9 protein-coding genes are annotated in these 12836 nt (G+C 41.8%); 3 read left to right on the plus strand and 6 right to left on the minus strand.

Translation table 11 applies throughout. The annotated features are described in order from the left end of the window. Positions 1–345: 345 nt before the first annotated feature. The 4 genes from H6G14_RS24120 to H6G14_RS24135 form a co-directional block, all read right to left on the minus strand. Positions 346–750 carry a response regulator gene (locus H6G14_RS24120; protein WP_190570310.1) on the minus strand — a complete coding sequence of 135 codons (405 nt, stop codon included), beginning with the start codon at positions 748–750 and terminating at the stop codon, positions 346–348. Between the two features lie 476 nt (positions 751–1226). Then, a complete protein-coding gene (locus H6G14_RS24125; RefSeq protein ID WP_190570313.1) occupies positions 1227–1604 on the minus strand; it encodes a response regulator in 378 nt (125 codons plus the stop codon). Further along, positions 1601–4681, minus strand: coding sequence for a PAS domain S-box protein (locus tag H6G14_RS24130; protein ID WP_190570315.1), 3081 nt, complete (start codon positions 4679–4681; stop codon positions 1601–1603). Before H6G14_RS24130 ends, H6G14_RS24125 begins: the two co-directional genes overlap by 4 nt. Positions 4682–4698: 17 nt before the next feature. Then, positions 4699–6540: a response regulator gene (locus tag H6G14_RS24135; RefSeq protein ID WP_190570317.1), complete on the minus strand. Its 1842-nt coding sequence runs from the start codon at positions 6538–6540 to the stop codon at positions 4699–4701. A 1014-nt stretch (positions 6541–7554) separates the two neighbouring features. On the opposite strand from H6G14_RS24135, the gene H6G14_RS24140 reads away from it, so the two are divergent. From H6G14_RS24140 to H6G14_RS24150, 3 genes are all read left to right on the plus strand, one after another. Beyond that, a complete protein-coding gene (locus H6G14_RS24140) occupies positions 7555–9726 on the plus strand; it encodes a cation:proton antiporter domain-containing protein (protein ID WP_190570318.1) in 2172 nt (723 codons plus the stop codon). A 4-nt stretch (positions 9727–9730) separates the two neighbouring features. Continuing rightward, on the plus strand, positions 9731–10213 hold the full coding sequence (locus H6G14_RS24145; protein ID WP_190570320.1) for a hypothetical protein: 483 nt from the start codon (positions 9731–9733) through the stop codon (positions 10211–10213). Positions 10214–10294: 81 nt separating this feature from the next. Then, positions 10295–11002: an AMIN domain-containing protein gene (locus tag H6G14_RS24150; protein ID WP_190570322.1), complete on the plus strand. Its 708-nt coding sequence runs from the start codon at positions 10295–10297 to the stop codon at positions 11000–11002. A gap of 110 nt (positions 11003–11112) precedes the next feature. Here the strand turns inward: H6G14_RS24150 and H6G14_RS24155 are convergent, their stop codons facing one another. Next, positions 11113–11679 carry a Uma2 family endonuclease gene (locus tag H6G14_RS24155; RefSeq protein WP_190570324.1) on the minus strand — a complete coding sequence of 189 codons (567 nt, stop codon included), beginning with the start codon at positions 11677–11679 and terminating at the stop codon, positions 11113–11115. A gap of 33 nt (positions 11680–11712) precedes the next feature. Next, the gene (locus H6G14_RS24160; protein ID WP_190570326.1) at positions 11713–12828 is read right to left on the minus strand and encodes an LptF/LptG family permease; all 1116 of its coding nucleotides are present in this window, start codon (positions 12826–12828) and stop codon (positions 11713–11715) included. Positions 12829–12836: the final 8 nt, after the last annotated feature.

Genomic DNA, 12836 nt, shown 5'->3' on the forward strand with positions numbered 1-12836 from the left:
TGTGCTGTCGAGGGTTTGCTGATTTCTCTGATTGTTCGATACCTAGTGAGTAGATGATACTTTTTATCAATCCACTCTTTTGCCATTTTGTCAATGCGTAAGTCCTAGACTATTATTTTTGTTCAGACATGGACAATCAACTCCCTCTTGCTCATTAATTGGTTTCAAAATACCATTCAAAAATAAGAAACTTATAAGGATAGTGTGACTTTTATTCTCCAGCGATAAGTAGACTACTGAATTTTTCTGAGTGGAGCCTGGGCTGACACAGAAAATCCATTACGCCTGATATCTCCTCCGTCTACCCTACACTACACGCAGGAATCATAACAAACCCCATACCCTTCACAGTGTAAATTCATACTCAGGCTGAAAACTCCAATTCAAAGCGCGAGTTATCTGATCAGGTAAAGTTAAAGGGTTAAAAGGTTTAGCGATCGCCTTAACCACACCAAGCTGCTGAAGTTGCTGTGATGTAAACCAATCTGCTCTAACACTCAACAGGATAACAGGAATTGTTCTAAGTGAATGGTTTCCATGCAATCTGTAGAGAAACGTAGTAAAGTCCATACCCGGCATTAAAACATCAAGTAGGATCACATCAGGACGTTCGATCTCTAGCTGTTTCAGCCCAGCTTGAGCAGAAGCAGCAGTCACCACATTCCATCCCACCAAATCATTTAAACAAATTTTTACAAGTTCTCTAATCGTCGGTTCATCATCAATCAATAATATTTTCCTGATTGTCATGATTAAAATGCTGTGGAAGCTGGAATTTATTAATTCAATGTGAGTTCGATGACCTCTCCCCAAACCCCTCTCCGAGGCGGAGAGGGGCTTAAATAGCCTAAAAGCTCAAGGAGAAATTAGTGTTTTGAAGCCTCTCTCCTTGCAGGGGCTATGGTGTACACACAAGTCTAATAACCTAGCCCCATAACGTTTTGATCCCTCCTAGCCCCCCTTAAAAAAGGGGGAACAAGAATCAAAGTCCCCCTTTTTAAGGGGGATTTAGGGGGATCGAACGACATTTTGCATCCAGCAAAAAGATGTGTGTACACCGTAGCCTTGCAGGGAAGCAAGCTATGGAGAGGGGTTTTTAAAATTCGTCGAACTCACGTTAATTCAGATTAAATCAAGAAGATAAGAAACTTATAAGAGTAATTGGTAATTGGTAGATCCCCGACTTTTTTAAAAAGTCGGGGATCTGAACACCCACAACGTCCTAACTAATCACTCCAACCAAGCATTTGCATGATTTGTTCGCAAATCAGTAGTGGGTTGAATGGTTTAGTGATGACTCCGGCTATATCCAATTGAGCAAAGCGCTTGTAATCATCTGGTAATACTTTAGCTGTGAGCAAAATTATGGGAATTGCTTGAGTCTTAGGATTAGCTTTGATTTGCTCGTAAACCTGAAACCCATCCATATCAGGCATTGACACATCAAGGAGAATTACATCCACAAGATACTCTTGGGCTTTTAAAAGTCCTTCACGACCCGATTGAACGATAATTGCCTCCCATCCGCCCAAATCCTCTAAGCAAGTACAGGCAAGGTCTCGCAGCGATTCTTCATCGTCAATTACCAAGATGCGTTTGCTCATAGTTCTTTTACTGATATTGGCAAAGTGAAATAAAAGGTGCTGCCTTCACCAAGGGTACTTTCTGCCCAAATACTACCATCATGCTGTTGAATAATACTTTGACAAATTGCCAAACCTAAACCGGTACCACCCTTAGCACGAGCGTCGGAGATGTCCACTTGCTGAAAACGTTCAAAGATGGTTTCTAGTTTGTTGGCAGGGATACCTCTGCCTTGGTCTTGGACTTTAAACAGTACCCAGTTTGATTGAGTTTGAGCAGACAAAGCAATCACTGAGTTACAAGGGGAAAACTTGATGGCGTTGCTCAATAAATTGATGAGGGTTTGAATGATTAAGTCGGGAGAAGCCCAAACGCAAGCGGTGGTTGGAGTCAGGGAAATTGTGATGGCAGATGCTAGGGCGATCGACTGTACTGCTTCTACAGCTCGTTGCATTAAATCTGCGGCATTGCAGACTTCTTTGACAAGTTGTACTCGTCCAGAAGACAAACGCTCTAAATCTAAAATATCATTTACCAAACGCACGAGGCGATCGCTATTTGTTAAAGCTTGTTGGATCATCCATTTGGCTTTTTGTGATTTGTTGTCGTATATACTAGTGTTCAACAATCCTAAAAATCCTTGAATGGCTGTGAGTGGAGTACGCAGTTCATGACTGACAATAGAAATGAACTCATTTTTCATCTGTTCAATAGCTTGTTGTTCGGTGATATCCTGGATTTGCAGCACATAGTACAACGGTTGATTCTGGCAATCTCGCACCAGGGACAGGCTTGTTAATCCCCAAGCAATGCGTCCTCCATTACACAGGTAACGCAACTCTACCTGAACTCTGGGATTCTGATTACTCAAAACTTGTGTGATGCAGTTTTCTAGCCGATGAATATCTTCTGGGTGAATGATCTCAAATGCTTGAAAGTTGAAAAATTCCGACTCAGAATAGCCCAACATTTCCCTGAGCATGGGATTGGTTTGCAACCATTGTTGCTCCTCCAATCCCAGCAACGCCATACCAATGGGAGCATCATAAAACGCGTGGCGAAATCTCTCTTCACTCTCACGCAAAGCGGCCTCGGCTTGTTTGAGGTCAGTGATATCTAATACCACTCCGTACCAAGCAATTTCACCATTGGGGCGGCGTTCTGGCCGGGAGTTGGCGCGTACCCACTTCACTTTGCCAGAGGGTGTAATAATTCGCCATTCATGAGCAAAGGGTTTGAGGGTTTTGAGGCTACGAGTTGTTAGCTGATTGTAGAGAGCGAGATCATCAGGATGAACTTGCTGATAAGTCAGTAGAGGATTTGCCAAAACCTGATGGGGTTCTAATTCTTGAATTTCTTGCACCCCGGAACTGATATATTCATAACGCATTTGATTTATATCTGGGTAATAAGCCAAAATATAAATCTGTGCAGGAGAGGCGGCGGCAATTTTTTGAAAGCGAGCTTCACTTTGTAGCAGGGCGGCTTCGGCTCGCTTGCGCTCAGTAATATCTGTTACTCGTACTAAATGAACCACTTGGTTAGTGATGACCGACGGTAAGTCGCAGACCATCGCCACTTCCTTGGCTGCGAGGTTGCCCCAAAACAAATTTCCTTTGCGCGTCAAATATTGAATTTCCGCGTTCCAAACACCTTTGTGCCGGATTTGGGCGGTGATTTGTGCTAGTTCGTCTGAGGTGAATGGTTGCAGTTGAAGCGTATTCACTTTAATACTAAGTAGTTCACTTTTACTGTCAGCTTCAAATAGTTCTACTGCTCGACGATTACAGTCGGCAATTAACAGTGTTTGCGGATCTACCAAGAACAGAGCATCAGCCGATTCATTATAAATGCTTTCACACAAGTCTTTTTGCCGTCGCAGTTCTAATTCGGCAATTTTGCGTAAGTGCAGCTCGTTGTATAGCGCCAAGCTAGTTTGACCCAATTGTTCCATTGATCGGATAATAAATTGGGTCAAAAATAATCCTAAAGCGATCGCTCCTGCTAAAGCCCCAATAGTAAAAATTATCGTTAGGCGTGTATTGGCATCAATTTCTGCGGTAAAGTCTGAGGCGGGGATCACTGTCACAATCAGCCAGTCAAGTCCTAATTGATCACTGTAAGGGATGACGAGGAGAAATTGCTTTTTGCCTTTAATGTCAAAAGTGAGTTGTTGTATGGTCTGAATTTGAGTTAAGTTACCAAAGTGCGATCGCAGATGTTCACCCGCTAAACGAATTAGGGGTTGCTGACTTTGTATCACCTGGAGCCGTTGATTTTGTGTCCCACCCATACCTGTCAGGAATGGTTGTTCAGGGGTTGAAGACGCAACGATCAATCCTGAACGCTCCATAATAAATACCTGTCCGTGAGTACCCACCCGCAATTGCTGGAGGAACTTACTAATGCTCACAAGGTCTATATCGCTGGTGAAAACCCCCAGAAGTTCTTGTCTTTGGTTATAAAGCGCGTAGCTAGCAGCAATTCCTAAACCTTTGGAAGTCGGTACATATAAATAAACCGATGTCCACGTTGGTTTGCCTGTGGAGAGCGCCTGTTGATAGAAAGGTCTTTGAGTGCCATCATAGTTGTGCTGATGAACTAATAATTTCTTCCGTTTCCTTTGACTATCTACGCTATACACATAAAGCTCTCCTTTTTTAAAATCTTTGGTCGAGGAAATGGTAACACCCCGTTCATCGTTGCCGGCTCCAATCAGTCCCCCTTGAGGATTGATAAAATGGACTCTCAGAGAAGCAAATTCTTGAACCTGAGCAAAAAAATAACGTTCTAAACTTTGAGGGTTGGTAACGTCTATATGTTGGAGTGTGCTGGCTTGAACATTGAGACGGTTAATTAAATGTGGAGTCTTTAAATAATTACTCAAATATAAATGAATGCGATCGCTCATCTCATTCATCAACTGATATGCCAAGCTATTGACTGAATTTTGGGAATTTTGCCATGATACATAACTGACTAAACCTGTTGTTCCCCCTATTAGCAGCACAAAGGGAACGGTGAGGATAAATTGTAAGGAAATTTTCAGCTTTTCGTTGTTAGCTGACCTTTTCCTAAAAAGATTGGAGAGCCTCACCTCTGCATCCTCCAGTTCTAGGTTTTGAGTTTTTGTTGTAAACGAGAGCGATTAATGCGGTTGATGACACGAGTTATTAATTCTGGCCCGACTACAGGCTTACCAATAAAATCATCGGCTCCTGCGGCAAACACCTGTTGAATGGATTTGATGTCTGTGTGGACGGTAACTACTAAAATAGGCACATTTCCCCAATGAGAATCTTGTCTCACTACACGGCACAAGTCAATACCACTATATGTAGGCATTTCTAAATCGATCATTAATAGGTCAGGGGTTGTCGTAATTAAAATTTCCCAAAATTTCTGCGGATTTTGCAATGTCTTTACCGCTAGTCCCCAAGGTTGGAGTAAATTGCTCAATATATCCAACATTACCGGATCATCGTCAATGATCATGACTTTTCCTTGACTACCTTGGAATTGGGCTAACATTTGGGTGATTGCTTCCAATACTTCAGTAGTAGTAGGTTTGGTGAGAAAACGCTGCGCTCCCAAACGCGCAACAGCTACTCGCTGCGTAAGGTTATCTTGCTCTGCTATGACAAGAATTGGCGTATTAGGAAACTGTTGTTTGAGTTGCTCCAATAATTTTAGACTTTTTTGACTCGATTTCTGCCCATTGATCTTGAGTAAAATTACCTTGGGAAACTGAGAAAAACTTTGCGGATAGTTCTCCCAATTGAGGGCTACTTCTATCCGCACTCCCCAAACAGCAGCTTCCATTTTCAGTTGATTGGCAAAGGATTCATCATTGATAACCAGTACTAGAGGAAGTGGAACTGGCTCAAGTTGTTCAATGGTAAAGGAAATGGGCGATTGACTTAGTGCTTCTTTAAGTTGCCTAATAAGTTCCGACAGTTGCACAGCATCCTCTAACGCTAAATTTTTGTCCCTAATTAGTAGATGTTCAATTGCTCGCGCTAACTTTGAACCTGTTTCGTAACCAAAAGATCCCAGTGTCCCTGCTAGTTTGTGTGCTTCGTTACTGGCTTGTTGTCTTAGTTCGTCCAGCAATTGTCCTGTATGCAAGGCTTGTTCGGCTCGCTCTAGCAAAGTTACTCGTTGGGCAAAGGTATCCTTGTAGCGTTCTATGGTTTTATTTATGGCAGCAATTGCTGTTTGACTTTTGGTTTTTCGCAGTTCATCTGTCTTGTGACTTTGTTCGCCATCTTGAATTTGCGGTGGCATCTTTAGCCGATAACCCAAGCCATAAACTGTTTCCAGCAATTCGGCTGACATTCCCACCATTTTGAGCTTTTGTCGCAAATCTTTAATCAAATTCGTGACAGCTCCTTCACTTGGCGTAGCATCAATTGACCACAGGCGATCAATAATTTCGCTACGGCTAAAGATACGCTGGGGGTTACGTAAAAACAACCCTAGCAGGCTATATTCCTTAGGGCTTAAAGATATAGGCTGTCCTTTATAGGTAACTTCTGCGGAGATAATATTGACATCCAGATTTCCCCAACTCAGCAAGTTAGGTATTAGTTCCGTCTTGCCTCGGCGCAATAATGCTCGTATCCGCGCCAGCAGTTCTGAGATATCGTAGGGTTTGGTAACATAATCATCTGCACCTGCATCTAGTCCTTTGACAACATCAGCACTCTGATCCTTGGCTGTAAGTAAAAGAATCGGTTTTTGAATCCCCTGAGCGCGGAGTTGCCGACAAAGGTTGATACCGTCAAGCTTGGGAATTAGCAGATCCAACAATATCAAGTCAAAATTTGATAAAGTCGCCAGCATTAACCCATTTTGACCATCTGTTGCCAGCTCAACTGTATAGTACTCAGCCATGAGAACCTCACTCAGTAAGGTTGCCGTTGGTACATCGTCCTCTACCAGCAGAATTTTCACAACTTCTACTATTTACTCACCAAGAATTGATATGATTTACCACAGCCATAAATGCTTAATCCTCACAGAGTTAAGCCCACACGGAACAAGTGCTTTGTAATTTTTTGGCTATGATTTTTTTCGCAGATATTAGCAGATATCTTTTAAAATACATCTGTTTGCTTGATCAAGCAAGCCCAAATAATTAAAAGACGGTTAAGTGTCCCTGGAGTCTCCAGATATTTCAGGCGATCGCACAATTACCTTAACTATGTGGCAGAAGCTATTTATCAAAAACTATTTTTCAGCCCTCTAACAATATTTTCCATAAAGTAAAAATGCAAGGACAGTTAAGACAGTTAAGCAAGCAATAATTAATGTATATTTATTGACTACAAAAATATAAACTTAGTTTATCTTTATTCCTGAAAAACACGTAGCATTGCCCACTTGCCACGCCAGTAGTGTGTTGTAAATATTTAACAGTAGGGGCAGGTTCACAGATATGCTCGAATCATTCACGAATATTTCGCTCAACCCGCCCCTACGGACTCTGGACTGAGGTTGCAATAATTGGCGAGAAGTCCGGGTTAATCAGCATAGAAATCATTTGACTAGACATAATAATTAGTATTTAGAGCAGATGTTTTAGTAGTTTATTTCACAGACTATATTTAACATTTAATACCTAATCATAAGTAAATACTCCCTCGTAGAGAAACTACGTAAAATCTGAGGCTATAAGATAAAGTAGTATATTTAATTTACGTGAAAATCTCTATAAACAAAATACCTTAAGACAAGTAACCTGAGGTGTAATCTATCCAAATCATCGAATAAATCAGGCATCTAAAAAAAATTGACTATTTTGCCAATAATTTAGCAATTAATTCCAAAATTCTTCAGGATTTATAGTTGCATAATATTATCAGTAATCAAGATAAATTAACTATAAATGTGCTAAGTAAGGTTGACATTTTCTACTCACTTGAAGAATTATCTTAGAGAAACAAGGTATTCACTGTTGAGGAAACTATGCATACAGTTATTCTTGTTCTGGTTGAGGTGTTGATTGTAATTGGATTGTCACGGCTGGTAGGCTTGGGATTCAAATCAATCAAGCAACCTTTAGTAATTGGTGAGATTGTGGCGGGAATTATGCTCGGCCCTTCATTATTTGGTTTATTAGCCCCTAATCTAGCGGCTACTTTATTCCCACCAGAGACTCTTCCTTTTCTCAATGTTTTATCTCAAATAGGACTGATATTCTTCATGTTTTTGATTGGGTTGGAACTCAATCCTAAATATTTGAGTGGTCAGTTAGAAGTAGCTGTTTTAACTTCTCATGTCAGCATTTTAGTACCTTTTTCCTTAGGAACAGTGTTGGCATTACTGCTTTATCCTTTAGTTTCCAACGCTGGTGTTTCTTTTACGGCCTTTGCCTTATTTTTAGGTGCGGCTATGTCGATTACAGCTTTTCCCGTATTAGCGCGAATTATCACAGAAAATAATTTGCAAGGTACACGTTTGGGAACATTGGCTTTAACTTGTGCCGCAGTAGATGATGTCACCGCCTGGTGTTTATTAGCAGTGGCGATCGCCGTTGCTCGTACTGGTAATATTATGGGAGCATTCCCCACAATTATCGAAAGTGCCGTTTATATTGGCTTTATGCTGACTGTGGGGCGTTGGTTTCTTCAACGTCTGGCTGTTCACTACCGTCGCGCCGGCAGATTGAGCCAATTTGTCCTGGCGGGGATTTATGTAGCCGTAGTTGCTTCTGCATTGATTACAGAACTGATTGGCATTCACCTAATTTTCGGAGCATTTTTATTAGGTGCAGCTATGCCCAAGGATGCAGATTTAGTCCGAGAATTAGCCATTAAAACAGAAGATTTTGTTTTAATATTTCTACTGCCAGTGTTTTTTGCCTATAGTGGTTTGCGGACACAGATTGGTTTGTTGAACCGCCCCGAACTTTGGTTATTGTGTGCAGCAGTTTTACTGGTGGCGATCGCCGGCAAGTATATTGGTACTTATACAGCAGCTCGTGTCAGTGGCATTAATAAAAGGGAAGCATCAGCCCTTGGTTGGTTGATGAACACTCGCGGTTTAACTGAGTTAATCGTCCTCAACATCGGTTTGGAATTGGGTGTCATTTCGCCCTTACTGTTTACCATGCTGGTAATTATGGCCTTGGTAACCACATTTATGACTTCGCCATTACTAGAGTGGACTTACCCCAAAAAACTCATCAAATTAGATGTAGTTGAGGCAGAAGCAGAAACAGAAACCAGTTTAGATATTACAGCTTATCCTTACCGCATTTTAGTCCCTGTAGCCAATCCCAGCACCCAAAAAGGCTTGCTGCAATTAGCAGTCGCCATTGCCCTTAATTACCGACAACCGGCAATTGTTAACCCCTTGAGTTTGATTGAATTAGAAGAAGACTATGGCTTTGAAAGTACCCCGACTGAGGCTAACCGCTTAATTGCCCAACGTCACCAAAAACTAGAAGAGTTAATTAGTACTTTAGAACCAGCAACGCAATCTTTCATTCATCCTATTGTGCGAATATCCAGCAATGTTGCCAGAGAAACCGCACAGATTGCCAAAAATGAGTCGGCTGATTTAATTATCGTGGGATGGCACCGCCCGGCTTTTAGTAACAATCGCTTGGGTGGAAGAGTCGGGCAAATTCTCGGCACTGCACCCGTGGATGTAGCGGTATTTGTGGATAAGGGAGGGGAGAGACTAGAAAGTATATTAGTTCCCTACTCGGCAAATATTCATGATGATCTAGCACTGACCCTGGCGTTAAGATTGTTAATCAATCGTGACACTTGCACATTGCAGATATTACAAGTAATTCCCCAACAGCAAATTCAAGATGAATTGAGCTACGAGCTACACGCCATGATTGAACAATTACCTCAGAGTGTAAGCGATCGCATCCAAATTACCATTATCCAAGCACCAGAACCAATACAAGCAGTAGTAGCAGCATCGGAAACTGTAGACTTAACAATTGCCGGTACTAGCCGCGCCTGGGGTATTGAACGTCAAACCCTTGGCAGATACACCGATGAACTAGCAATTCAATGCCGTTCTTCCCTACTAATTACCCGTCGCTACAGTCAACTCGCCTCTCACCTAACTTCCGTATTACCTGAAGTTATCCATCAAGAACCCACAGTTAGGAACTGAAACCATGAATCATTTCAATTCGAAATCCTTAGTATTTTATGGCGTAGCGATTACTTCAGTTCTCATTTTGTTTAAAATTGTTACTCTTTATGGAGAAAAAAACCTCCAAGCTTCTCCAGTCCTCAAAAATAGTTATCGTCTTACCTGGAAAAATAACGTTCTTAACTGCGAAAAATCAGCACCAATGATGCTCAACATTCAACAGTCGGGCATTTACTTAAACGCTGCGCTATTCTCAGCAGGAGAAGCCAAACCTCTTACCATGTCTGGTATTTGGAAAAATCAACAAATGAGTTTAGCCGGGAAAATTGACCAACCTACACTCTGTAATATAACCGTACCGCAATCAGTGAAAATGCAAATGCAACTGACAGATAAAGGTAATCTGCAAGGGCAATTAATTATCAGTGACATCTCGCAAACTTTAGAATTTAATGCTACACCTGAAGCAGCCCAGGTCAGACCGGAAAATTCTCGTAGCCATTAGCATAGCAAATAATGTCTCAGAATCAATGGGTGATCAATGATTTCCCGGCCTGATGGCTGAACATACAAGGGATAAATAGTGATGTCTAAGGCAATTATGAGTAACAACATCCAGGGGTGCAAACAATTATTTGGCGCTAGTTTGTGTACCGCCATAACTTTAGTCACAAGCAGTAGTATTGCGGCTCAGGTACAGATGGCAAAACTGAATAATTGGCGCTTTTACCCAGACACCAAAAAGCTAGAAATAACCCTTTCATCTAGTAAAACACCGCAGTACTTTTATTTAAATGAACCGCCAAGACTAGTGGTAGATATTCCCGATACTCAGTTAGGCAAGGTTTCTACACAACAAAATTACACCGGTTCGGTTCAAAGAGTCCGTGTTTCTCAATTAAGCGCTAATGTTACTCGCATTGTCTTAGATTTAGCCCCAGGATCTACTGTAGATGCAAACAAAGTACAACTACAACCTGCTACTCGACAAAACCCCACTCGCTGGGTTTTACGTCCCGCAATTGTCAAAGTGGCTAAACAATCAAGCAACTTCCAACAGTCACCCAAAAATCAACAACCAACAACCCCTTCTTATGTACAATTACCTAGTACCCTGCCTCCCATAACTGGTCTGCAACAGCAACCGTTTGTCAGTGTACCGCCCCTCAACTCCAATAATCCCACGCCAAAATCCAGCAATTTTAACAACACTAATTCTTCTAATCCTCCAGTCCCTACTCTACCTAACTATCCAGTAATTGAATTTGGTCAACCTTTACCTAAGTTCCGTTGAAGATATACTTAGTCAAGTCGCTTCGCGCCGAATTCAATTGGAGCAAAGCGACTTGACCAATCACCAATTCCCATAGATATTTTGAATCTTCAGCAGGATATGTTCTTTGGCTAATTATCTGACATCTTGAGCCAACCAAAAATCATATCTACTGTTAATTCTAGATGAATATCCGGCAACACAGAAGGGCAATCACCACCTTGCAACAGTTCTGGTTGTTGACCTGCCTGGAAGACTAAAATAGACCTATCTGCTGGGTCTAGTAACCAACCTAGCTGACAACCATGCTGCAAGCAATAAAGAATATTACCAATTACCCGATTGGAACTTTGTTCTGGAGAAAGGATTTCAATTGTCCAATCTGGATACAATAAAAAATCATTTGGAGGTTCCCCATCTGCATCAAATGGAATTCGTGACCATTTAAAGACCGCTATATCAGGTACGATGGAGCGAGTACCAAAGCTACAGCGTAACTCAGGGAAAGCATAAGCAATTTTCTGGCTCTCTGCGTTCTCATTGATACTATTGCAAAGTCTTAACTGCAATCGACTATGCTTTCCCTTTGGCATGGGCTTTTGTAAAATCTCGCCATTGATGTATTCACTCGCTGGTTTTGTTTCGGGGAGTTTCAGGAATTCTTCCAGACTATAAGCTGGGGGAATTGTCAGAGTCATGGCTCCTGAATTTTGGGGAAATGTACTTTTAGTTTAGCGTTGAGCAACTCGCACTAATAAAAAGATGCCTACTCCTAGCCCAATAAAGTTTGGTAGCCACGCACCGATGAAGGGGGAAAAAACCCCAGCTTGTCCTAAAGCACCAGTGATAAACCCCAGTAAGTAGTAAGAAAAAATTACTATGACACTAATACCAAAACTAGTACCTTTGCCTGTGCGTTGGGGTATGGTTCCCATCGCTGCACCTACTAAACCAAATACTACACAGACAAAAGGCAGAGCAAATTTTTGTTGGATTCTTACTTCCAGTTTACGAATTTTTTGGCGATCGCCACCAAGGCGTTCAATATTTAGCTGGTCTAAAGCTTGGGCAATATTCATTTCCCCGTAGTCGCGGCTTTGTTCTGCCAAGCTTAAGGGTGTGCGGGGTAGTTTGAGTTGTTGCTTCTCAAACCGGAGAATATTACGATAAGAGCGATCGGGCGCTACTAAATAAATGGTGCCGTTATAAAAATCCCAGATGCTTTGCGCGCCATTCCACTCAGCAGATTCTGCGACGACAATTTGATTTAAACCATCTGTTGAACGGTCGATGATGGTTAACCCTTTCATCCGCTTCCCGTCAAACTGGTCAGCATAAAAAAGGCGGGTTAATATTCTGTTCTTTGTCCCATCTTTTTCTTGTATATCCCGATATTCAGGGTAAAAAATATTCTGTTGTTTGAGTTTGGGCTTATCTGATTTCAGGGCTTTCTCTAAAGTGAGAGTTGCTTGGTAATTTGCAGCTGGGGCAATTTGCTCGTTAAATAAAAACGTCAGCCCTGTGACAACAAAACTCAACATTACCGCCGTCATCACCATGCGATAGACACTCACCCCACAACCACGCAAAGCAATCAACTCACTTTCGCTTGATAGACGACTATAAGTCATCAAAGTCGCCAACAGCGTAGACATGGGGAAAGCCAACACGATGAAATTAGGCAGTTTTAATAAAAAAACCTGCACCGCAATACTAACGGGTAGTCCAGACTCTACAACTCTTCTGACTAACTCAAATACAGCGTCAATCGTCACACCAATGGATGAAAAAGCCCCAACACCAAATAAAAACGTCGGCAGCAATTCGCTAGTCAAGTAGCGATCCATAATTGTAA

The organism is Nostoc parmelioides FACHB-3921 (genome assembly GCF_014696625.1).
Taxonomy (GTDB): Bacteria; Cyanobacteriota; Cyanobacteriia; order Cyanobacteriales; family Nostocaceae; genus Trichormus; species Trichormus parmelioides.

Coding starts and splice junctions, on each gene's coding strand:
- H6G14_RS24155 (WP_190570324.1), bottom strand. CDS start 11,679: ATGACTCTGACAATTCCCCCAGCTTATAGTCTGGAAGAATTCCTGAAA.
- H6G14_RS24140 (WP_190570318.1), top strand. CDS start 7,555: ATGCATACAGTTATTCTTGTTCTGGTTGAGGTGTTGATTGTAATTGGA.
- H6G14_RS24120 (WP_190570310.1), bottom strand. CDS start 750: ATGACAATCAGGAAAATATTATTGATTGATGATGAACCGACGATTAGA.
- H6G14_RS24125 (WP_190570313.1), bottom strand. CDS start 1,604: ATGAGCAAACGCATCTTGGTAATTGACGATGAAGAATCGCTGCGAGAC.
- H6G14_RS24150 (WP_190570322.1), top strand. CDS start 10,295: ATGTCTAAGGCAATTATGAGTAACAACATCCAGGGGTGCAAACAATTA.
- H6G14_RS24145 (WP_190570320.1), top strand. CDS start 9,731: ATGAATCATTTCAATTCGAAATCCTTAGTATTTTATGGCGTAGCGATT.
- H6G14_RS24160 (WP_190570326.1), bottom strand. CDS start 12,828: ATGGATCGCTACTTGACTAGCGAATTGCTGCCGACGTTTTTATTTGGT.